The organism is Rhodococcus sp. IEGM 1305, from assembly GCF_030058635.1.
Lineage (GTDB): Bacteria > Actinomycetota > Actinomycetes > Mycobacteriales > Mycobacteriaceae > Rhodococcus_F > Rhodococcus_F opacus_D.
In genome coordinates, this window is record NZ_JASHKX010000006.1 from 134,425 (window position 1) to 156,823 (window position 22,399).

The window sequence follows — 22,399 nt, forward strand, 5'->3', positions numbered from 1 at the left end:
AGAAGTCGTGACGCGAGTTACTGGACGGGCGCCTGGGACGGTTCGGTATTTCGCCGCTCGCGCCGGACCCGTACCAGCGCATCGGTACTGAAGATCGCGAGTGCCACCCAGATCAGCGCGAAACCGATCCACCGCGACGCGGGCATGTCCTCGTGAAGAACGGCGACACCCCACGCCATCTGCAGCGCCGGTGTCAGGTACTGCAGCATGCCGAGTGTGCGCAACGGCACCCGTTGCGCGGCCGCGCCGAACAGCAACAGCGGCAGCGCGGTCACCGGTCCCGCGGCCAGCAGCAGCAGGGTGTGACCGATCCCGAACCCGAGGAACGTGCCGGCCCCGGTGAGGGCGAGGAACACGAGGTAGCCGATCGCGACGGGCGCGGCCACGATTCCCTCGGCGGTCAGGCTCGTCCGCGGGTCGAGCGGCATCACCTTCTTGCACAGCCCGTACAGGGCGAACGACGCGGCCAGGGTCAGCGCGATGTACGGCGGATGCCCGTAGTCGACGGTGATCACGATCACCGCGGTTGCGGCGAGCGCGAGGGCGACGATCTGGGCGGGGACGAGCCGTTCCCGGAAGATCACGACCCCGAGCAGCACGCTCACCAACGGGTTGATGAAGTAGCCGAGCGCGGTCTCGACCACCCGGTCCGAGGTGACCCCGTAGATATAGGTGCCCCAGTTCACCGCGATGGCCGTCGACGCGGCCGAGACCAGGAGCCAGGTGCGCACACTCAGCCCGCGCAGCGACCGGAGCCGGCCCGAGACCGCGAGGACGACGAACATGAGCGCGAGCGTCCACACCACCCGGTGCGCGAGGATCTCCACCGACCCGGCCGGGCCGAGCAATCCGAAGAACGCCGGGAACGCGCCCCACAGCACGTAGGCGCCGACTCCGCAGGCGGCGCCCACGGTTTCCGCCTTCCTCGCCTTCACGAACCGCTCCCCGGGACGATGCCGTCGTCGGGGCCGGGCGCGACGATCTCGACCTGCTCCGGCAGCAGCGGGCGCACGGCGAACCGCCCGGCGACGGCGTCGGCTCCGAGTGCCTCGACCGCCCGGACGTCCGGGGCGGACCGCAGCGCGGTGAGGGCTTCGTGATCACCGCGGACGACGACACCGATCACGCACGCGCAGTTCCGGGCGAGTTCCTCCGACGACACCGCCGCGATCTGCGCCTGCCGCTCCGTTTCGCCCGTCATCGCCTGGGCGCGTCCGGCGGCCAGGACGCTCGCCCGTGCGAGCGCCGCATCGCCTGCCGCGACGGACACGGGAACGAGGGGTGTCTGCACCCGGTCCAGGGGCACACGGAAGAGAACCTGCGACACCCGGGTGCCGGAGGCGGCGTCCCGGACGACCTCCGTCGTCACCGGACGCGTGAACGACACCAGCGCCCAGTGCTCTCGGCGCCCGTCCGCCGCGTCGAGTGATCGGTCCGCCCGGGCCAGGAAATCGGCCACCACTTCCCCGTTGTCCGGGCCCAGCGTGTCCGTCGACACGGGTGCCCGGCGGACAGGGTGCAGTGCTCCGAGCACGACCGTCACCGCGATCAGGACGACGGCGGTGAGCACTGCCGGCACCGCCGGACCGCTCGGGTGCGGGTGCCTCAAATCAGCTCGCCCGCAGAACCCCGAGAGCGTCCTCGAGATCCTTCGGATACTTGGACGTGATCTCGACCCACCGCCCGTCCGCGGGATGCGCGAAACCGAGCGACCGGGCGTGCAGCCACTGCCGCTCCAGCCCGAGACGTTCCGCCAACCGCGGATCGGCCCCGTACGTGAGGTCGCCGCAGCACGGGTGCCGCAGTGCGGCGAAGTGGACGCGGATCTGATGGGTCCGGCCCGTTTCGAGGTGGATGTCCAGCAGGCTCGCCGCCTGGAACGCCTCGACCGTGTCGTAGTGCGTGATGCTGGGCTTGCCGTCCGCGGTGACGGCGAACTTCCAGTCGTTGCTGCGGTGCCTGCCGATCGGCGCGTCGATGGTTCCGCTGCTCGGATCCGGGTGACCCTGCACCAGCGCGTGGTACCGCTTGTCGATGGTCCGCTGCTTGAATGCGCGCTTGAGGAGTGTGTAGGCGCGTTCCGACGTGGCCACCACCATCACTCCGGACGTGCCGACGTCCAGCCGATGCACGATGCCCTGGCGCTCGTGCGCACCGGACGTCGAGATCCGGAAGCCTGCGGCGGCGAGTCCGCCGATCACCGTCGGACCGGTCCAGCCCACACTGGCGTGGGCGGCGACACCGACCGGTTTGTCGACGGCGACCACGTCGTCGTCGGCGTACAGGATTTCCATGCCCTCGACGGGTTCCGCCTCGATGGTCAGCGGACGCGGCGGTTCGGGCAGTTCCACCTCGAGCCAGGCGCCTGCGGACAGGCGATCCGACTTGCCGACGGGCGCGCCGTCGACGAGCACCGAGCCTTCCTCGGTGAGCTGAGCCACCGCGGTGCGCGACAACCCGAGTAGTCGAGCGAGTCCGGCGTCGACCCTCATCGCTTCGAGCCCGTCCGGGACCGGCATCGATCGTGTTTCCCTCACTTCTCTACCCCCTTACGTGTTCCGTCCGGTTCCAGCCCGATCAGGGTGAGCACGACGAGCAGGATCGCACCGCACACGATGCCGGAATCCGCCACGTTGAACACCGGCCACCAGCCGACGGACACGAAATCGACGACGTGCCCCTGCATCACTCCCGGCGCCCGGAAGAACCGGTCGACGAGGTTGCCGAGGGCGCCGCCGAGTACCAGCCCCAGACCGAGCGCCCACCACGGCGACCGCAGCGTGCGGCCGATGCGGACGACGCCGATCACCACACCCACGGCGACGAGCGTGAGGAGCCACGTCATGCCGGTGGCCATCGAGAACGCCGCGCCCGGGTTGCGCACGAGCCGCAGCGAGACGATGTCCCCGATCAGCCAGACCGGCCGGCCGGGCTCGATGTTGGCGACGGCGAGGATCTTCGTCAGCAGGTCCGTGGCCAGGACGACACCTGCGATCACGAAGAGCAGCAGCCTGCGCTGATGCTTCACCGGCTGCGGCGGTGCGCTGCCGGACGGGTCACCGTCGTTTCGGTCTTCGGCGTCGGTCTCGTTCTCTGCCGTGGGGTCTTGACTCACCCGTTCATCATCCACTACGGAGGCAAGCCTCCGTTCACGCGCTCCCGCGCGCACTAACCTGGGGGCGTGCCACTGTTCTCGAAAGCTCTGCGACCCGGATTCTGCCTACTCGCCGCAACCCTCTCCCTGGTCGCTCTGACCGCCGGGTGCGGAGATGACGGCGACTCCTCGGAGTCGAACCCCGCAGGGTCCACGTCCACGCCCGCCGAAGTGACCGTCCCGATCTCCGCGACCACCGTCGAACTGATCCAGCCCGGCGAGGAGCCGCGCGAGGTGATCCAGCGCAGACCGCCGGTGGGGGTCACGCAGCAGGTGCAGTTGATCACCGACGCACAGGTGTTCCAGCAGATCGACGACCAGCCCGCCCAGGACTTCTCCTCACCCGAGATCACACTTCCCCTCACCGCCGCCGTCGGGCAGTCGACCGACGACACCGACGGCGGCACCACGGTCGACCTCACGCTCGGTGACGTCACCAGCCCCGACGACCGGCTCGGCAGCGCGCTCGAGGCCAGTGCCGGTTCGGGCGCCGGATTCACCGTCGACCCCACCGGTGCGATCACCGCACTGCGACTGCGTCCGGACGCCGAAGCTCAGGACATCGCCCGTTCCGCGATCGAGCAGGCGTTCTACCAGGCCGTGTACCGCACCGTCCCGTTTCCGGCGGAGCCCGTCGGTGTGGGCGCCCAGTGGACGATCCACCAGCAGGTGATGAGCGGCATCGCCCTCGACCAGACCACGGTGGCCACCCTGACCGCCCGGGACGGCAACCGCCTCACCGTCGACTACACGATCGACCAGAAACCGAAGTCCCCCGTCTGGGAGCTGCCCGGGGAGGCGGGCACGCTGAACGTCGACCAGTACGTGATGCAGGGCTCGGGCACCATGACCGTCGACCTCGGCCTTCCGCTGCCCGTCACCGGGACGGTGACCGTGCGCGGTGACCAGGAGTACAGCGACCCGGACGGCTCCACCCGCCTGCACCAGACCACGTCGAACTCGGTCCGGTGGGGGTCCTGATGCGCCGCGGAACCGTCGCCGCATCCTGTTCCCTCTTCGCGGTGCTCGCACTGTCGGCGTGCTCGTCGACCGCGTCCGGCGACTCCGGTGCCGGCGCATCACTCGCGCCGCTCGGACCGGTGGTGACCGTAGCGCCGGATGCGGCGGGCACACCGTTCACCGATCGGGGCGCGCTGAAGGCGGCTCTCCTCGACGTCGGGGACCTTCCCGTCGGCTTCACCCCCGTGCCCGATCCCGAGGACGATCTGGGGCTGCCTCCGGCGTCGGGGTCGGCGGACTCCGACAAGTCGAGCACGGATCCCGCGGAATGCGGCGCCGTTCTGTCGCCCGTCGCGGATCAGCGTGCGGGCGCGGTGGCGTCGGCGTCCGGCTGGTTCACCGGCCCCGGCTTCGCGACCATCGACCAGGACGCGGCCAGTTACGGCACCGGCGCCGACGCCTCCGCGGCGTTCGCGGCGGTGCAGGACCGGCTGGTGGGATGCACCGAGTACACCGGCACGGACGCCGACGGCGTGCAGGTGCAGTACCGGGTCGGCGGCCGCGAGCAGCAGCCCGCGGGTGACGCATCGGTGGCGTTCCGGCTCGTCACCACCAGCGAGGGCGTCAGTCTGGTCTCGGACGTGGTGGTGGTCGTCGTCGGGAGCACCGTCACTCAATTGGTCGCGACGGGCCAGGACCCGATCGACGCCGGCGTCCTCGGCGACCTGACGGCCACCGCCGTCGCGAAGCTCGCACCCGCCCCCGCCGGCTGAACCGACCAGGCCACGAACCACCGATGCCGGTGTCCCCGAGGGGACACCGGCATCGGTGGTAGAACACGGCGATCCGTCAGGACCGCGTCATGCGGCCTGGAATCAGGCAGGGCATGCAGGCGAGGTCAGCTGCGCGAGCGACACGATCTGGCATGCGGTGATCTTCGACAGCTTCCACGTTCCGTTCTCGCCGGGAACGAAGATGGCCGGGACGCCACCCTGCTGGACCTGGCCGTTGACGGTCAGCTGCAGCTGGCCGCTGGCGGTGCCGTCACCGTTGTCGATGACCGGGTCGAGAACGGTGACCTCGGCGTTGTTGGCCTTGGCTGCGGCGGCGACCTGGTTGATGAGCTCCGGATCCTGCTCCGAGCCCTCGACCATCGCGGACTTGACCTCGAGCGGCGTGGCCGGATCGAGGCCCTGCACCAGAAGCGCGTTGAGATCGGCCGCGGTGGGCACCTCGATGGCTTCCGAGGTCTCGGCAGCTGCGGAAGTCGTCGTCGTGGTCTTGGTCGCCGTGTCGCTCTCGTCGGAGCCACACGCGGACATCGTGAGGGCTGCGGCGATTGCTACTCCGGCAACCGTGATCTTACGAAGCTTCAACTCAATAACCTCTTCATTCTCGGTGTTCGTTCTCGGACGATCTGAGCATCTATCGCTACCCGGGCCAACATTACCCAAGGGTAAGCATCAGCGCCCGAGGCTACCTTCTCGTGGAGCCGGTCTCCACTCCTTCGTCCGGGCGGTGGGTCCGGTCACTCGAGCGAGCCTTCCACATCGGCCTGTTCGAGTTGTGCGTCGTCCTCCTTGAAGGTCCGCGCCTTCCCCGGACCCGTTGTGCGCGTTTCGAATCGGACGGTCACGACACCGTGACCCGCCCCCTGCACCCAGCCGTGACCGAAGTCCGGGTGCGTCACGTCGAGACCGGGATGCCACCGGGTGTCGATCGCCCGGGCGGGTGCGGGTGTGGGCGCGGAGAGGCCGTCGTCGGCGCCCGCCTCCGTGATCTTCGACTCCTGATAACCCGGGACGTCCAGGTCCAGTTCGGGGAACAGCGAGCCCTGGCGGACCGTCGACAGTCCGGCGAATCCCACCCCGACCAGACGCACCGGCCCGAGTTCGAGCGGATCGATCACCTGCCGCTGCGCCGCCGCGACGAGGATCTGACGGTCGAGGGTCGCGTAGGGCAGCGTGACCGAGCGCGTCACGATGCTCATGTCCGCCTTCTTCAGCTTCAGCACCACCGTCCGCGCGGCCCGGCCGTCCTTCTGCAGGCGCCCGAACGCGGACGCAGCGCTCGACTCGACGGCACCGCGCAACTCCGCCATCGTGACGATGTCGGTGGCGAAAGTCGTCTCCGCACTGACCTGTTTGGACTCGGCGCGTTCGGCGACCGGCCGATTGTCGATGCCCTGCGCCAACCGGTGCAGGCCCGGTCCGACCGTGGTGCCCAGAATGGACGCCACCTCCGATTCCGGGGTCCGCGCGAAGCCGCCGATGGTCTCGATGCCGAGCCGCTTCAGCTTCTCCTCCGCGACCGGGCCGATTCCCCACAGCTTCCGCACCGGAAGCTCGTCCAGCACCGCATGCTGCTCGTCCGGCGGGATCACCGTGATCCCGTCGGGTTTGGCCAGACCGGACGCGATCTTGGCCACCTGCTTGCCCGACCCGGCGCCGATGGACGCGACCAGTCCCGTCTCCTCGAGCACCAGGGCGCGCAGTCCCTCGCAATAGCGTTGCACCGTGCCCGCATCCGCCCCGGCCAGCTCGATGGGTTCGCCGAACGCCTCGTCCATCGACAGTTGCTCGAGCACCGGCATCGGGCCGCGGAGCGCGTCGAACACGGACTTGCTCAACATGCCGTAAAGGCGACCCCGCGGCGGCAGCACCACCGCACCCGGACCCACCAGCCGGCGGGCCTGATGCATCGGCATGGCCGAACGCGCGCCGAACACCCGCGCCTCGTAGCTGGCGCCGGCAACGACGCCGCGCCCGCCGAGACCACCGACGAGAACCGGGCGGCCGCGGAGCGTCGGCCGGGTGAGCTGCTCGACCGACGCGAAGAACGCGTCCATGTCGAGGTGCAGCACCCACCGACGACTCACCTGATGCAAAATACCCGCCCGGTCCGACAGGTCACGCCTTCGCGATCGCCGCCCGCACACCCTCACCGAGCTCGACGGCGTCGCCCGGCGCCTCGGCCAGTTCCAGTTCGACGGCAAGGATCTCACCCGCGATCAGCTCGCGGTGCGCGAGCGCCCAGTCCCGCCGCTCTTCGGGCACGTCGAGGACGACGGTGATCCGATCGGACACCTCGAGCCCGGCGGCGCGCCGCGCGTCCTGCAACTCGCGGATCCGGTCCTTCGCCCACCCCTCGGCTTCCAGTTCCTCGGTGACCGCCGAGTCCAGGACGACCAGACCGGCCCCGTCGGGCAGGGCTGCCGTCGACTCCGGTTCGGCGGCCACGAGCCGCTGCGTGTACTCCTCCGGCAGCAACTCGATCCCCGCCGCGACGACGACGCCGTCCGAATTCTCCGACCAGTCACCGGCCTTCACGGCCTTGATGACGGTCTGCACGTCCTTGCCCAGGCGCGGTCCCGCGGCGCGCGCGTTGACGACGAGCTCGAACCGGCCGTGCACGTCCACGTCGGTGGTGAGGTCGACCTTCTTGACGTTGACCTCGTCGGCGATGAGACCCAGGTACGGGCGCAGGCGCTCCGCGTCGTCGGACGCGACCGTCACCTCGGGCAGCGGCAGCCGCACCCGGAGGTTCTGCGCCTTGCGCAGTCCCAGCACCGTCGAGCACACCGACCGCACCTCGTCCATCGCCGACACCAACTCCGCATCCGCCGGCAGCTGACCGTGGGCCGGCCAGTCCGCGAGATGCACGGACCGTCCGCCGGTCAGTCCTCGCCAGATGACCTCGCTGATCAGGGGCAGCAACGGAGCGGCGAGCCGGGTGACCACCTCGAGCACCGTGTGGAGGGTGTCGACGGCGTCCTTGTCCTCGTCCCAGAAGCGCGAACGCGACCGCCGCACATACCAGTTCGTCAGCGCGTCGCAGAACGTGCGCAGTTCGTCACACGCCCCGGCGATGTCGTTCGTCTCGAGCGCGCCGGTGATGGCGTCCCGGGTTCCGGCCAGCTTCGCGAGGATGTACCGGTCCAGGACGTTCGTCGAATCCGTGCGCCACTCACCGGACGTCGGCGCGTACAGCTGCAGGAAGCTCCACGCGTTCCACAGCGGCAGCAGCGCCTGCCGGACACCCTCGCGGATGCCCTGTTCGGTGACGACGAGGTTTCCGCCGCGCAGGATCGGCGAGGACATGAGGAACCAGCGCATGGCGTCCGAGCCGTCCCGCTCGAACACCTCCTTCACGTCCGGGTAGTTGCCCTTGGACTTGCTCATCTTCAGTCCGTCTTCACCCAGGACGATGCCGTGAGCCGCAACGGTCTTGAAGGCGGGACGATCGAACAGCGCCGTCGCCAGCACGTGCAGCGTGTAGAACCAGCCGCGGGTCTGCCCGTTGTACTCGACGATGAAATCGCCCGGGAAGTGGCCGTCGAACCACTCACGGTTCTCGAACGGGTAGTGCACCTGCGCGTACGGCATCGAGCCGGACTCGAACCAGCAGTCGAGGACCTCGGGGACACGCCGCATCATCGACTTCCCGGTCGGGTCGTCCGGGTTCGGGCGCACCAGGTCGTCGATCATCGGCCGATGCAGATCCGTCGGCCGCACCCCGAAGTCGCGCTCGAGTTCGTCAAGCGAGCCGTACACGTCCGTGCGCGGGTACGCCGGGTCGTCGGACACCCACACCGGAATCGGGCTGCCCCAGTACCGGTTGCGGCTGATGTTCCAGTCGCGGGCGCCCTCGAGCCACTTGCCGAACTGTCCGTCGCGGATGTGCTCGGGCACCCACGTGATGTCCTGGTTCAGCTCGACCATGCGGTCGCGGAACTTGGTGACCGCGACGAACCACGACGGGACCGCCATGTAGATCAGCGGCTGCCCGCTGCGCCAGCTGTGCGGGTACGAGTGCTCGATCGTCTCGTGCCGCAGCAACTTTCCAGCAGCCTTGAGGTCCTTGATGATCACCGGGTTCGCGTCGAACACCTGGAGACCCTCGTACGGCGGCACCATCGCCGTGAACTTGCCGCCCGGGTCGAGCGGCTGCACGATCTCGATCCCGTTCGCCGTGCAGTACTCCATGTCCTCTTCACCGAAAGCCGGTGCGAGGTGGACGATTCCGGTACCGGACTCGGTGGTGACGTAGTCGGCGGAGATGACGCGGTGCGCGTTCTCGTGACCGACGAAGAAGTCGAACGGCGGGTCGTAGTGGAGCCCGACGAGGTCCGCACCCTTGTGCTCGGACAGCACCTCGGGTGCCTCGCCGAGTTCGCGGGCATAGTGCCCCAGCCGATCCTTGGCGAGCACGTAGCGTTTGCCGTCCGCGCCCGTCACCTGGACGTAGTCGATGTCCGGGTGCACCGCGACCGCGAGGTTGGACGGCAGCGTCCACGGCGTGGTGGTCCAGATGATCGCGTTGGCTCCGTCGAGCGGGCCCTCGCCGTGCAGCGGCATGTCGACCGTGACGGCGGGATCCTGGCGCATCTTGTACGCGTCGTCGAGCCGGGTCTCCTGGTTCGACAGCGGCGTCTGCTCGTACCAGCTGTACGGCAGCACACGGAAGCCCTGGTAGATCAGGCCCTTGTCGAACAGTTCCTTGAACGCCCACATGACCGACTCCATGAAGTCGAGGTCCAGGGTCTTGTAGTCGTTGTCGAAGTCGACCCACCGGGCCTGCCGGGTGACGTAGTCGCGCCACTCGTCCGTGTATCGCAGCACGGAGGACTTGCAGTACTCGTTGAACTTCTCGAGACCCATGACGTCGATCTCGGACTTGTCCTTGATGCCGAGCTGCTTCTCCGCCTCGAGTTCGGCGGGCAGTCCGTGGCAGTCCCAGCCGAATCGGCGCTCGACCTTGTTGCCGCGCATGGTCTGGAACCGCGGGATCAGATCCTTGACGTACCCCGTCAGGAGGTGGCCGTAGTGTGGGAGACCGTTCGCGAACGGCGGACCGTCGTAGAACACGAATTCGGGGGCGTCGTCACGCTGGGCGACCGACGCCCGGAAGGTGTCGTCCTCGTCCCAGCCGGCCAGCACACGCTGCTCGATCTGGGGAAACCGGACACCCGCGTCCTGGGAGACGCCGTAGTCGACCTTGGGGTAGGACTCGTTGCTGCTGGTCACGTTGCTGGTGTCGGTCACCGCGATCTCCTCGTGCCTGACGTACTCGGCACGGGGACGACGGAGACGCCTCCTGCGTCACCACCGCGGTACCACCCCGCTTGCACCCCGGAGGGCGCCTCTCGGTGCCGGGCTGTGACGGGCCCACCCGTTCGGTTCTACTGAGCCGGCGTGCCGGCCGTTCTTCCGAAGGCTCCCCGGTGATGGCCGGATCGTCGCCGCGAAACTCGGTTACTGAATTATTCGCTGAATGCAGTCTAGCCGCCACCGCCGCGGGGCGGCTCAATCGGCACCGGGATACGGCAGCTCAGTCGCCCTCGTCGGATCCGGGCGCCGTGTCCGCGTCCCGTGTGGGACCGCGGTCACCGGGGACACCGCTCGTGGGTTGCCCCGGAACGGCCGCCGCCTTCTTGCCTGCAAGGGCGCTGACGAGCAGCAGGACCGCTCCGGCGACGCACACCACGATGCATCCCCAGGCCCACACGACCGAACCGGTCATGAGAGCCACCACTAGGAGAGCGAACCCCACCGCTGCAAGAGCGAGTGTCACGACCAGCACGGCTCAACCTCTATCCGGGCCGCTGGCTGGGCAACTACCGCGCGCTCAGTCAGCTATTGCCCTTGGCGTAGGACTGGCTGTAGTTGGACTGCGATCCACCCTGCGCGAACGAATCCTGACCGCCGTCCACCGGAACTGCGGATCCCCGCTGCTCCAGTTCCTCGAGCTGCGACTCCAGGTACGACTTCAGGCGCACACGGTATTCGCGCTCGAACGTCTTGAGCTGCTCGATACGACCCTCGAGCACGGAACGCTGCTGGTTGATCGTCGCCATGATCTCGGTGTGCTTCTTCTCCGCGTCCGCCTGCAGCGCATCGGCCTTCTCCTTGGCCTGGCGCAGCTGGGTCTCGGACCGGGTCTGAGCGTCGGTGATCAGTGCTTCCGACTTCTGGCGGGCGTCCGCGATCATCGTCTCGGAACGGGTCCGTGCGTCGCTGACCAGCTGCTCCGAGTTGGTGCGCGCGTTGCCGAGCAGCTGCTCGGACTCCGTCTTCGCGTCACTCGTGAGGCGGTCCGCCATCTCCTGGGCGAGACCCAGAACCTTGGCGGCCTGCATGTGAGCGTCGGCGCCCTGGGCGGGAGCGGCCGCGGCCGCAGCGGCGGGAGCCGGTGCCGGCGCCGGCGCGGGAGCCTTGGGCTGCTCGACCACGCGAGCCGGCTCCGCCTTGGGGGCGGGAGTCGGTGCTGCGGACCCGGAGCGTGGAGCCTTCTTCGCATCGGCGAGCTCCTTGTCGAGCTCCCCTACTCGCTGCCGAAGGTCGGCGTTCTCCTCGATCAGGCGCGACAACTCTTGCTCGACGAGGTCGAGAAACGCATCGACTTCGTCTTCGTTGTAGCCCCGCTTACCGATCGGTGGCTTGCTGAACGCGACATTGTGCACATCAGCGGGAGTCAGCGGCATGGAAGGATCCCTTCACGCGTCATTTGGCGGTCTAGCAAGCATTCAGTTACAGCGCAGTCTACGTAACGGTGAAACAAGACTGGATCAATGGGGTCCATTCTGTCACACCAGACCCGTAGCACGCGCTTGTCCCTGAACGATCGACATCAGGATGAAGACGATGAACAGCAAGACCATGATGGATAGATCCAACCGCACCCCACCGAGATTGATCGGGGGGATCAACCGCCGTAGCAGTTTGACCGGTGGATCGGTGACCGTAAAAATCGCCTCGAGAATGACGACCACGACGCCGGTTGGCCGCCAGTCTCGTGCGAAGGTCCGTACGAACTCGACAATGATTCTGCCGATGAGTAGCAGCCAAAAGACAAACAGTATCAAGTAGATCACCGAGAACAAGGCCACACCTTCACTCTGCCTGAGAATGTCCGGCCGATCAAAACGAGCCGCGTGGCCAGGGCTTTCTCCGCCACAGCCGCCGCGGCCCGCGCCGTTTCGGACGTTCGGATCCCGATGGTCGTTTCCCCCGCTCCCCGGTTTACTTCTGGCTGTAGAAGCCGGTTTCCGCGATGCGGCGACGCTCCTCGGCGGACACGTCGATGTCTGCGGGTGAGAGCAAGAACACCTTCGTGGCCACCTTGTCGAAGGACCCGCGCAGCGCGAATGCCAGTCCGGCGGCGAAATCGACGAGGCGCTTGGCGTCCGCGTTGCTCATCTCGACGAGGTCCATGATGACGGGGGTGCCGTCACGGAACCGCTCGCCGATGGTGCGGGCCTCCCCGTAGTCGCGGGGGCGCAGCGTGGTGATCTTGGACAGCGGCCCACCTTCGTCGAAGAGGGGTCCGCGACGACTCTCCACCCGCTCGGACCGCGTGTCGACGGCCAGCGCGCCACGGGTGCTGCCGCGCACCGCACCGCTCGCGCTGGGACGGGCCGACCGGACGGCCACGGGTTCGACCCGGGACGAGTGCCGGGGGCCGTCGTACCGGTCGAAGTCGTCGTCGAGGTCGTCCCGGCGGCCGGGAGCATAGGCAGCCTTGCTGAAGGCCGGCTCGGCGAAGTCACGGTCGTCACGGTCGAGGTACGGATCACGTCCACTGTCGCGGGCCGGTCGAGCAGCCCTGCGCGCAGGTTCCGGCTCGTCCAGGTACTCGTCCTCGTAGTCGTCGAGGGGAACCATGCCGAAGTAAGCCTTGAACTTGTGCAGACTGCTCATTGATCGACCTTCCTTGGCGCGGCGGACAGGATCCAACTGCGACCGGTCGCAGCGGTGTGGACGGGTTGGCGATCACCTGGGCGATCTATTTCGAGGTTATAGGCCTCGAACCCAACAGCGCGGTTCCGACACGCACGCACGTCGACCCGTGTCGGACAGCGTGCTCGAGATCATTGGTCATGCCCGCTGAGAGGTCCGTCGCACCCGGATGGTCGCGCCTGAGCCGCGCGTGTATCTTCTCCAGTTCCTCGAACGCCGCGTCCGGGTCGGCGTCGATCGGCGGAACCGCCATCAGTCCGCGGTATTCGAGTCCCGGCGACGACTGCACCTCCGCGGCAAGGTGTTCGAGGTCGGCGATCGCGGCACCGCCGCGCTGCGGATCGCCGTCCAGACTGACCTGCAGCAGCACCCGCAGGGGCTCGGGCCGCTCCCCCGCCTCGAGAGCCGCGGTCGCCGCGCGGCCGAGGGCGCCGACGAGTCGTTCACTGTCCACCGAGTGGATGGCGTACGCCCAGTGCGCGACGGCCTTCGCCTTGTTGCGCTGGAGGTGTCCGATCATGTGCCACCGCACCGACGGATCCGTCACCACGGTGCGGAACTCCGCGATCTTGGCCGTGGCCTCCTGCTCCCGCGACTCCCCGAATTCGCGGCACCCGAGTTCGTACAGGATCCGCGCGTCGGATTCGGGGAAGAACTTGGTGACGGGCAGCAGCGACACCTCCGCGGGGTCGCGACCGGCGTCCCGGCACGCCGCGTCGAGCCGTGCGCGCACGGCGCCGAGCGCAGCCTCGATCTCCCCGACCCTGCTCATCGTTTCCACTCCCACACCGATCCTCACCGCCGTCGGCGGTCGTCGTCACACGCTGTCTTGCCCAGTATCCATCCAGATCACCGCCGCGAGCCGACCGGTCGGGGCCTGCCGGCGATGACTGAACAGTGTCTGGTCCTCGATGGTGCAGCGCGGATCCTCCGCCACCCCCGCGACACCCGCGTCGAGCAGTTGCTTCCGCAGGCCCGCCCGCAGGTCGAGGCCGGGGGTGCCCTTGACGGTGCGGGTGGCGCTGCCGGGAAGGAACTTCTCGACGTCGGCTTGCATCGCCGCGGGGACCTCGTACTGTCGGCCGCTGGCCGCCGGACCCAGGAATGCGCCGATCCGGTCGACGCGCGCCCCCTGCTCGACCATGACGTCGAGCACCCGCGGAACGATGCCGATGCGGGCGCCGATCCGGCCGGCGTGGACTGCGGCGATCACTCCGGCCTCGTCGTCGGACAGCAGCACCGGGACGCAGTCGGCGCTGAGGGTCGCGAGTGCGATCCCCGGAACCGTCGTCACCAGCGCGTCCGTGGCGGGTACCGGCACGTCGGTGGGCCCGTCGACCACGGTCACGTTGCGACTGTGGATCTGCTCCATCCAGATCAGGCGGTCGAAGGCCACGCCGATGTTGTCTGCCAGTCGACGCCGGTTCGCCTCCACCGCGGCCGGATCGTCGCCGACGTGATCACCGAGGTTGAACGTGTCGTACGGTGCGACGGAGTGCCCTCCGGCACGGGTGGTGACGACCCGGCGAACCCTGAAATCGGGGGTGGACGGTGAACTCAACGACGCATGAAGGAGGGCACGTCGACTTCGTCTTCACCCTCCTCGTCGGACACCGGCACCGCGCGGGACTGACCGTTTCCCGGAAGCGGCGGCAGACTGCTCGGGCTCTGGTGGGAGCTGATCGTCTCGCGGGTCACCGACATCGGCTCGCTGTGCTGGTCGGCCGACTGTCCGACCTCGCCCGCGCGCCCGGCACCGATGGCGCTGCGACCGGCAGCGCCCGACTCGACCGGCCGGCGGGCGGGGGCGCCGCCGTCGAACCCGGCGGCGATGACGGTGACCCGCACTTCGTCGCCGAGCGAATCGTCGATGACGGTGCCGAAGATGATGTTCGCGTCGATGTGGGCAGCTTCCTGCACCAGCGACGCCGCCTCGTTGATCTCGAACAGGCCGAGGTCGCTGCCACCGGCGATCGAGAGCAGCACGCCGCGCGCACCCTCCATCGACGCCTCGAGCAGCGGAGAGTTGATCGCCGATTCCGCGGCCTTGATGGCGCGGCCCTCGCCGCGCGATGATCCGATGCCCATCAGCGCGCTACCCGCGCCGGACATGACGCCCTTGACGTCGGCGAAGTCGACGTTGATCAGACCGGGGGTGGTGATGAGGTCGGTGATGCCCTGGACACCGTTGAGCAGCACCTCGTCGGCGCTGCGGAACGCGTCCATGAGGCTGACGGCGGCGTCGCCGAGCTGCAGGAGGCGGTCGTTCGGGATCACGATGAGGGTGTCGCACGATTCGCGCAGCGACTGGATGCCGGTGTCGGCCTGGCCGCCGCGGCGCTTGCCCTCGAAGGAGAAGGGGCGGGTGACGACACCGACGGTGAGGGCTCCGAGCTTGCGCGCGATACTCGCCACGACCGGTGCGCCACCGGTACCCGTGCCGCCGCCCTCGCCTGCGGTCACGAACACCATGTCGGCGCCCTTGAGGACTTCCTCGATCTCGTCCTTGTGGTCTTCTGCGGCCTTGCGGCCGACTTCGGGATCCGCGCCGGCGCCGAGCCCGCGGGTGAGTTCCCGGCCGACGTCGAGCTTGACGTCGGCGTCACTCATCAGCAGCGCTTGCGCGTCGGTGTTGACGGCAATGAACTCGACTCCCTTGAGTCCCTGCTCGATCATCCGGTTGACTGCGTTCACGCCGCCGCCGCCGATGCCGACGACCTTTATTACGGCGAGGTAGTTGTGCGGGGGCGTCATCGGCTCTCGCCTTCCATGAGTGTGTATCACGCTTTCGTACAGATCGGTCCAGCCTGAACTCTCAACCTCAACCATAGGGTTACGGTTATGTCAAGTGCTGCTCGACTAGAGCGAAACGCTATGCACCGGCATAGGGATACGCCATTAGGCGCGCCGAGACGCGCCGAGTTATTTGACGAACTCGCCCGCAACTGTTTCGCATCCGGGTCACGACCCCTCACCGCACCGTCGGCAGGTCGGGACTCGACACGTCGTACGTCTGCCCGGGCTGGGTGAGCAGCGGCAGGGTGACCGCAGCCTTGCGCTCGGACTTCTCCGTACCGCCCCACACCACGATCCGGCCGTCGAGCAGCGTCACCGAGATATCCGAAATCGACTTCGCCGCAACCTGTCCCACCTGACCGCGCAGCTGAGGCGGCATCGACTCCAGCACCTCGATCGCCGCCGCCGTCGACGGGTCGCCCCACCCCGGCGACTCCGTCACCAGACGCGGCACCCCGGGCGGCGGCGGTGCGATCTCGTAGTCCACGGCCTCCGCGTCGAGCAGATGGGTACCGCCGGGGCTGTCGACGAACACGACGGGCACCCGCTCGGTTACCGTGACCCGGATGGTGGACGGGTACACCCGCTGGACGCGCGCGGACGCCACCTTCGGGATCGCGGCGACCCGCTGAGCCGCGCCCTCCGTGTCGACACGCAGCAACGGCTGCCCCTGCGGCACCGCCAGCACCTGGCGAATCTGCTCCTCGGAGATCGACATCGCCCCCGCGACATCCGTCTTCCGCACCGACAGCAGCGGAGTGAACCAGGCGACGAGACCGAGCGCCACGACCACGACGACACCGACGGCGCCCATCACTGCCGGCCGCCGGTACCACGGCCGCCGCGGTGTCTCCACCGCCGCGGACTTCCGTGCCGCCGAGGCCGATTCGCGGGTGCGCCGCGTTCCGGGCTCGGTGACCGTCGAGGTGCGCCGACGCGAGGACGCCCGATCGCTCGCCGTCGCGCGGGCACCGGCCGCAGCCCCCGGCCGCGGACTTCGCTGGACGTCGCGGCGAACCGGGCGGTCCGGCCGCTCGGACCGGCCCCGACGCTCCCGCGTCATCGCGACGGGTGGTGGTGCGGAGCCGCACGCAGAGCGTCGAGGATCTGGTTGCCGAGCATCGTCACGTCACCGGCACCCATGGTGATCACCACGTCCCCGGGGGACGCGAGTGCCGCGACCTGACGCGGTGCCTGCGACAGGTCGGGCTGGTAGTGCACCGGCTTCGACACCGACAGCGCGACCAGGGCGCCGCTGACACCCGGGAGCGGTTCTTCCCGCGCGCCGTACACGTCGAGGACCACGACCTCGTCGGCGAGATCCAGGGCGTGTCCGAACTCTTCCGCGAATGTTGCTGTGCGGGAGTACAGGTGGGGCTGGAACACCACGATGACCTTGCCGCTGCGCACCGAGTCCTCGTATTCTCGGCGGTCGGCCTCGTGGGGCTGGCGCACCAGATCGGCGGCGGCGCCGAGCACGGCACGCACCTCCGTCGGGTGATGCGCGTAGTCGTCGAACACGCGGACCCCGTGCTCGCGGCCGGTGAACTGGAACCGGCGGTGCACTCCCCCGAATCCGGCGATGCCTTCGAGGATCTCGTCCACGTCGGCGCCTGCCTCCCGGGCGGCGAGGAGAGCGGCCAGCGCGTTGAGCGCCATGTGCCTGCCGGGCACACCCATCCGGACCGTCCTCGGCGACTGCTCGCCGGCCAGCTGGAACTGCAGGACTCCGCCGACGTCCCTCGCCTCGAAGCTGAGCAGTCGCGCGCCGACCTCGACGCCGTCGACCGACGCGAAGGCCCCGTCCGCGTTCTCGGCGCTGCCGTATCCCAGCACCCGCACACCGGGCAGCCCTCGCGCCGCCACCCGCTGCGCGAGCGCCGCGGACCCTGGATCGTCGAGACAGGCGACGAGCAGACCGCCGGGCGACAGACGGGCCGCGAAATCGTCGAACACCTGGATGTACGCCTCGGTGCTGCCGAAGTAGTCGAGGTGGTCGGCTTCGACGTTGGTGACGACGACGACGTCCGGGTCGTACTGGAGTAGCGAACCGTCGCTCTCGTCGGCCTCCGCGACGAACACGTCGCCGCTGCCGTGGTGCGCGTTGGTTCCGGCCTCGTTGAGTTCGCCGCCGACCGCGAACGACGGATCGAAACCGCAGTGTTGCAGCGCCACCACCAGCATCGACGTGGTCGACGTCTTGCCGTGGGTGCCGGAAACCAGCAGGGTGCGGTGCCCCTGCATCAGCGACGCCAGCACCGCGGGCCGCAGGATCACGGGAATCCCGCGCCTGGCCGCCTCCACCAGTTCCGGGTTGTCCTTGGGGATGGCGGCGTGGGTGGTGACCACGACGGTCGGGCCGCCGGGCAGCAGGTCGAGCGCGCCGGCGTCGTGGCCGATGCGGACCTGCGCGCCGCGGGCACGCAGGGCGAGGACGCCGCGGCTCTCCTTGGCGTCCGATCCGGACACCTGCCCTCCCCTGGCCAGCAGGATCCGCGCGATTCCGGACATTCCGGCGCCGCCGATCCCGACCATGTGGACTCGTTCCAACTCCGCGGGCAGGTCGGTCATCGGGTTCCCCTTGTCAGCGCGGCCACGTCGAGCACGATCCGCGCAACCTCGGTGGCTGCGCTGCGGTGACCCGCGCCGGCCGCCCGTCGCCCCATGTCCTCGAGCTGTGCGGGGTCGCGCAGCAGAGGGATCACGGTCTCCGCGACGAATCGGGCGGACAGGTCTCCGTCGGCGACAATCATTCCACCTCCGGCGGCGACCACCGGTCGCGCATTCAGTTCCTGCTCCCCGTTGCCGTGGGGCAGCGGCACGTATACCGCGGGAAGTCCCACCGCCGACACCTCCGCCACCGTCATCGCGCCCGACCGGCAGATCACCGCGTCCGCGGCCGAATACGCGAGGTCCATCCGCGACAGGTAGGGAACGGCCACGTAGGGCGGGCCGCCCGGGGTCGCGGGAACGTCGAGGGTGTTCTTCGGTCCGTGCGCGTGCAGAACGGCCACACCGGCCGCGGCGAGCGACTCCGCCGCGCCCGACACGGCCTCGTTGAGCGACCGCGCACCCTGCGAGCCGCCGAAGACGAGCAGCACCGGACCCTCGGCGGGGAGCCCGAAGTGTGCACGCGCCTCCGCGCGCAGAGCCGCCCGGTCGAGACCGGTGATCGACGCCCGGACCGGGATCCCGAGGATCTCCGCCTCCGAGCGGCCGCGAGCGGACACTCCGGAACCGGCGACCGCCGCCAGGACCCGGGCGGCGCGGCGGGCACCGATCTTGTTCGCGATCCCGGCGCTGGCGTTCGCCTCGTGCACCACGATCGGAATGCGGCGCCTGCGGCGGAGCAGACCGGGGCCGGCCGCCAGGTATGCGGGCAGCGCGACGTACCCGCCGAAACCGACGACGACGTCGGCGCCGGTCGCGTCGAGCACCTCGCGGGTGCGGCGCACCGACGCGCGTACCCGGCCGGGAAGCCGCAGCAAGTCGAGGGTGGGTTTACGGGGCAGCGGCACCGGCGGAATGAGCTCGAGCGGATAGCCTCGCTCGGGAACCAGGGTGGTTTCGAGGCCGCGCGCCGTGCCGAGAGCGGTCACCACCGCGGTGTCGTCGATCGCCTTGATCGCATCGGCCACTGCCAGAGCCGGCTCGATGTGCCCGGCGGTACCACCACCGGCCACGATCACCGACAGGGTGGACTTGTCGCCGTTCACCTACGAAATCCTCGCTCTCCTGCTCGGCCACCCGAGCTTCGCTGTTGACGTGCACCTCGTTCGGGGGTGCGGCCCTTGCCGCGTTCGGGGCGGCCCTTCTCGTATGTGACGCTGCGGGTCCGCGGGGCCATCTCGCGACCGGCCCTCCGCCGGGCTTCGGCGCGGCGCACCGCCTCGGCGCGTGCCGCGTCGGCCCGCACCGGCGAATACGCCTCCGGCTTGCGGAGACGCAGAAGACGACCGAACGGGCCGTCCTGCCCGGAGTGCAGCGCCGCGACCGCCTCCGGTTCGTGCCGCGCCGCGTTGGCGACGAGGCCGAACATGAACAGTGTGGTGGCCGTCGACGTTCCGCCGGCCGACACCAGCGGCAACTGCAGGCCGGTGACGGGCAGCAGCCCGATCACGTACCCCACGTTGATGAACGCCTGCCCGGTGATCCACACCGTCGCCGTTCCGGTGAGCAGGCGCAGGAACGGGTCGGCGGACCGGGCCGCGATGCGCAGGCCCGTGTACACGAACAGTCCGAACAAGCCGAGGACGGCGGCGCCGCCGAGGTATCCGAGCTCTTCGCCGATGATCGCGAAGATGAAGTCGTTGTGGGCGTTCGGCAGGTAGCTCCACTTCGCGCGGCTCTGCCCCAGCCCTCGTCCGAGGATCCCGCCGTCCGCGAGCGAATACATCGCCTGCCGCGACTGGTACCCGATGCCCTGCGGGTCGGAACCGGGATTGAGGAACTCGCGCACGCGAGCGGAGCGGTAGCCGGCGGTGAGCGCGAGGATCACGATTCCGCCGAAACCGGTGCCGAGGATGGCGACGAACAGTTTCAGCGGCAGGCCCGCGAACCACAGCAGCGCCATCAGGATGATGGCCAGCGAGACCGTCGTGCCGAGGTCGGGCTGCAGGATGATCAGGACGAACGCGACGAGCGCGGCCGGCACCAGCGGAACGAGCATGTCCCGGATACTGGAGATGTCGCTGCGCCGCGACGCCAGGATGTGCGCACCCCACACGGCCAACGCGATCTTGGTGAGCTCGGCGGGCTGCAACGAGAATCCCGCGACGACGAACCAGCCGCGGGTGCCCTGGGACACGGTGCCGATGCCGGGTATGAGGACCAGAACCAGCAGGATGATCGTGACCGCGAAGGCCGGGAACGACAGGGCGCGCATCACCCGGACCGGGATCTGCAGCGCCGCGTAGAACAGGCCGAGCCCGAGAGCCGCGAACAACGCCTGCCGGGTGAAGAGGGTGTACGCCGAACCGTCGGAGGCGTAGGCCTCGACGCTCGACGACGACAGCACCATCACCAGGCCGAGGACCGTCAGCAGAAACGCGATGGTGACCACGAGGTGGAACGACGCCAGAGGTCGCGACAGCCAGGCCCCGATCCGGGTGCGCGGGCCGCGCGGAGGTGCGGTGCGGGTGCGGGGACCGGATGGTGCACGCTTCGCCACACCGGGGGCGGCCGCCGTGCGAGCCGGGGACCGCTGTCCCTCGGGGACGCGTCGGGTGCGGGCTCCGGCGGAGGTCATCGCAGCGTCCTGGAGATGTCCGACGCGTCGAGCCCGCCGACGGCTTCCGCGAAGCTGTCCCCCCGGTGGCCGTAACTGGCGAACATGTCGAGCGAGGCCGCCGCGGGCGCCAGGACGACGGAATCCCCTGCCGTTGCCAGCGCAGCCGCCTCACGCACGACGACACCCATCACGGCGTCGCTGTCGGTGTCCGCCGGCAGCACCACCACCCGGTGCGTCGCGGTCTGCTGGACTGCACTCACACCTGCATCGTCTCCCGTTTCCACAGTGACCACGGGAACCTCGGGGGCGTGTCGCGCAAGGGACTCTGCGATCTGCATCGCATCGCGGCCGAGCAGGACGGCGCCGGCGAGGCGACCGGCCACCTCCCGGACGAGGTCGTCGACCCGCGCACCCTTCAGCAGACCCCCGGCGATCCACACCACCCGCTCGTGGGCGAGTATCGACGGGCGGGCGGCGTGCGGGTTGGTGGCCTTGGAGTCGTCGACGAACGTCACGCCCCCGACCTCGGCGACGAGTGCCGCGCGGTGCGGGCCCACGACGTGGGCGGCCAAACCTGCGGCGACGGCGTCCGGCGGAACTCCGATCGCCCGTGCCAGAGCCGCCGCGGCCAGGGCATCCATCAGTCCGGCAGGCCCGGGCGGAGTGATCCCCTCGGTCGGGGCCAGCCGCTCGCCGTCCGCGAACGCGCGGTCGACGAGGTACCCGTCCTCGACACCCAGCTCGCCCGGCGCCGGCACGCCCAGCCGGAAACCCAGGGTCCGGGCTGCGAGGGACGATGAGAAGAGAGAGGACGCGACCTCGTCGTCGAGGCCCAGCACCGCGACCTCACCGGTCAGGGCGCGCGCCTTCGCATCGATGTACGGCTGCATCCCGCCGTGCCAGTCCAGATGATCTTCGGCGATATTGAGGATCGCGCCTGCGGCCGGCCGGACCGACGGCGCCCAGTGCAGCTGGAACGACGAGAGTTCGACCGCCAGCGCCTCCGCCCGGGGTTCGGTGTGCCGCAGGGCGTCGAGCACCGGAAGCCCGATGTTGCCGCAGGCCAGACTCGGCAGCTCGGCCGCCTCGAGGATGGACTGCAGCATGGAGGTCGTCGTGGTCTTGCCGTTGGTGCCGGTGACCACCAGCCACCGTCGCGGCGGGCCGTAGAGCCCGGCCCGGTCCACGTGCCACGAGAACTCGATGTCGCCCCAGATCGGTACCCCGTCCCCGGCGGCGAGCGAGAGCAGCGGTGCGTCCGGGCGGAACCCCGGGCTCGTCACGACCAGCGCGAACTCGGCGACCCGGTCCCGCTCGGCGAGCAGATCGTCGATCGGGACGGTCGCGGCGCCGAGCCGCGCGCACTCGGCGAGGGCGTCGACGTTCGCGTCGGTCACGGTGACGAGCGCACCGAGGTCACGAAGAGGTTCGATGGTGGCCCGGCCGGAGACACCCGCACCGGCGACGAGGACGCTGCGACCCCGCAACCAGTCGAGCCCGCCGTGTTCCTCTGCCACGTCG

General features: G+C 69.4%; 21 protein-coding genes. 2 read left to right on the forward strand and 19 right to left on the reverse strand.

All coding sequences use genetic code 11. The features are described 5' to 3' along the window. Window positions 1–17 precede the first annotated feature (17 nt). From rarD to lspA, 4 genes are read right to left on the reverse strand one after another with little or no spacing between them, the layout of a single operon-like run. Window positions 18–935, reverse strand: coding sequence for an EamA family transporter RarD (gene rarD, locus QM693_RS13170; RefSeq protein ID WP_005574447.1), 918 nt, complete (start codon window positions 933–935; stop codon window positions 18–20). Beyond that, a complete protein-coding gene (locus QM693_RS13175) occupies window positions 932–1,609 on the reverse strand; it encodes a hypothetical protein (RefSeq protein WP_283352556.1) in 678 nt (225 codons plus the stop codon). The genes rarD and QM693_RS13175 overlap by 4 nt, the downstream gene beginning before the upstream one ends. Window position 1,610: 1 nt before the next feature. Then, window positions 1,611–2,537 carry an RluA family pseudouridine synthase gene (locus tag QM693_RS13180; RefSeq protein ID WP_029537355.1) on the reverse strand — a complete coding sequence of 309 codons (927 nt, stop codon included), beginning with the start codon at window positions 2,535–2,537 and terminating at the stop codon, window positions 1,611–1,613. Continuing rightward, window positions 2,534–3,130, reverse strand: coding sequence for a signal peptidase II (gene lspA, locus QM693_RS13185; protein ID WP_280782551.1), 597 nt, complete (start codon window positions 3,128–3,130; stop codon window positions 2,534–2,536). The genes QM693_RS13180 and lspA overlap by 4 nt, the downstream gene beginning before the upstream one ends. Window positions 3,131–3,181: 51 nt before the next feature. On the opposite strand from lspA, the gene QM693_RS13190 reads away from it, so the two are divergent. Together QM693_RS13190 and QM693_RS13195 are read left to right on the forward strand one after the other, a co-directional pair. Continuing rightward, window positions 3,182–4,135: a hypothetical protein gene (locus tag QM693_RS13190; RefSeq protein WP_280782552.1), complete on the forward strand. Its 954-nt coding sequence runs from the start codon at window positions 3,182–3,184 to the stop codon at window positions 4,133–4,135. Then, window positions 4,135–4,887, forward strand: coding sequence for a sensor domain-containing protein (locus tag QM693_RS13195; RefSeq protein ID WP_283352557.1), 753 nt, complete (start codon window positions 4,135–4,137; stop codon window positions 4,885–4,887). Before QM693_RS13190 ends, QM693_RS13195 begins: the two co-directional genes overlap by 1 nt. A gap of 102 nt (window positions 4,888–4,989) precedes the next feature. On the opposite strand, the gene QM693_RS13200 is transcribed toward QM693_RS13195, so the two are convergent. From QM693_RS13200 to murD, 15 genes are all read right to left on the reverse strand, one after another. Continuing rightward, window positions 4,990–5,490: a WKL family lipoprotein gene (locus QM693_RS13200; protein ID WP_005247603.1), complete on the reverse strand. Its 501-nt coding sequence runs from the start codon at window positions 5,488–5,490 to the stop codon at window positions 4,990–4,992. Window positions 5,491–5,642: 152 nt separating this feature from the next. Beyond that, window positions 5,643–6,992: a DNA polymerase IV gene (locus QM693_RS13205; protein ID WP_491930788.1), complete on the reverse strand. Its 1,350-nt coding sequence runs from the start codon at window positions 6,990–6,992 to the stop codon at window positions 5,643–5,645. A 31-nt stretch (window positions 6,993–7,023) separates the two neighbouring features. Further along, window positions 7,024–10,158: an isoleucine--tRNA ligase gene (gene ileS / locus QM693_RS13210; RefSeq protein ID WP_280782554.1), complete on the reverse strand. Its 3,135-nt coding sequence runs from the start codon at window positions 10,156–10,158 to the stop codon at window positions 7,024–7,026. A gap of 286 nt (window positions 10,159–10,444) precedes the next feature. Beyond that, the gene (locus QM693_RS13215; RefSeq protein ID WP_283334269.1) at window positions 10,445–10,696 is read right to left on the reverse strand and encodes a hypothetical protein; all 252 of its coding nucleotides are present in this window, start codon (window positions 10,694–10,696) and stop codon (window positions 10,445–10,447) included. Between the two features lie 49 nt (window positions 10,697–10,745). Then, complete coding sequence (gene wag31, locus QM693_RS13220) at window positions 10,746–11,597, reverse strand: DivIVA-like cell division protein Wag31 (RefSeq protein ID WP_283352558.1); 852 nt, start codon at window positions 11,595–11,597, stop codon at window positions 10,746–10,748. 102 nt (window positions 11,598–11,699) lie between these two features. Beyond that, the gene (locus QM693_RS13225; protein ID WP_005247609.1) at window positions 11,700–12,002 is read right to left on the reverse strand and encodes a YggT family protein; all 303 of its coding nucleotides are present in this window, start codon (window positions 12,000–12,002) and stop codon (window positions 11,700–11,702) included. A gap of 133 nt (window positions 12,003–12,135) precedes the next feature. Continuing rightward, on the reverse strand, window positions 12,136–12,813 hold the full coding sequence (locus QM693_RS13230; RefSeq protein WP_283334268.1) for a cell division protein SepF: 678 nt from the start codon (window positions 12,811–12,813) through the stop codon (window positions 12,136–12,138). A gap of 85 nt (window positions 12,814–12,898) precedes the next feature. After that, window positions 12,899–13,624, reverse strand: a complete 726-nt coding sequence (locus QM693_RS13235; protein WP_283352559.1) for a YggS family pyridoxal phosphate-dependent enzyme — start codon at window positions 13,622–13,624, stop codon at window positions 12,899–12,901. 45 nt (window positions 13,625–13,669) lie between these two features. Then, complete coding sequence (gene pgeF, locus QM693_RS13240; RefSeq protein WP_283352560.1) at window positions 13,670–14,413, reverse strand: peptidoglycan editing factor PgeF; 744 nt, start codon at window positions 14,411–14,413, stop codon at window positions 13,670–13,672. Continuing rightward, the gene (gene ftsZ, locus QM693_RS13245; RefSeq protein WP_105413648.1) at window positions 14,410–15,606 is read right to left on the reverse strand and encodes a cell division protein FtsZ; all 1,197 of its coding nucleotides are present in this window, start codon (window positions 15,604–15,606) and stop codon (window positions 14,410–14,412) included. Before ftsZ ends, pgeF begins: the two co-directional genes overlap by 4 nt. A gap of 217 nt (window positions 15,607–15,823) precedes the next feature. After that, window positions 15,824–16,711 (reverse strand): cell division protein FtsQ/DivIB, encoded by an 888-nt coding sequence (locus QM693_RS13250; protein ID WP_283334265.1) that lies wholly within the window; start codon window positions 16,709–16,711, stop codon window positions 15,824–15,826. Beyond that, a complete protein-coding gene (murC, locus tag QM693_RS13255) occupies window positions 16,708–18,219 on the reverse strand; it encodes a UDP-N-acetylmuramate--L-alanine ligase (protein WP_283334264.1) in 1,512 nt (503 codons plus the stop codon). The genes QM693_RS13250 and murC overlap by 4 nt, the downstream gene beginning before the upstream one ends. Further along, complete coding sequence (gene murG, locus QM693_RS13260) at window positions 18,216–19,364, reverse strand: undecaprenyldiphospho-muramoylpentapeptide beta-N-acetylglucosaminyltransferase (protein ID WP_283334263.1); 1,149 nt, start codon at window positions 19,362–19,364, stop codon at window positions 18,216–18,218. The genes murC and murG overlap by 4 nt, the downstream gene beginning before the upstream one ends. Beyond that, window positions 19,361–20,896: a putative lipid II flippase FtsW gene (gene ftsW, locus QM693_RS13265; protein WP_105413645.1), complete on the reverse strand. Its 1,536-nt coding sequence runs from the start codon at window positions 20,894–20,896 to the stop codon at window positions 19,361–19,363. The genes murG and ftsW overlap by 4 nt, the downstream gene beginning before the upstream one ends. Continuing rightward, complete coding sequence (gene murD / locus QM693_RS13270) at window positions 20,893–22,395, reverse strand: UDP-N-acetylmuramoyl-L-alanine--D-glutamate ligase (RefSeq protein WP_283352561.1); 1,503 nt, start codon at window positions 22,393–22,395, stop codon at window positions 20,893–20,895. The genes ftsW and murD overlap by 4 nt, the downstream gene beginning before the upstream one ends. Window positions 22,396–22,399: the final 4 nt, after the last annotated feature.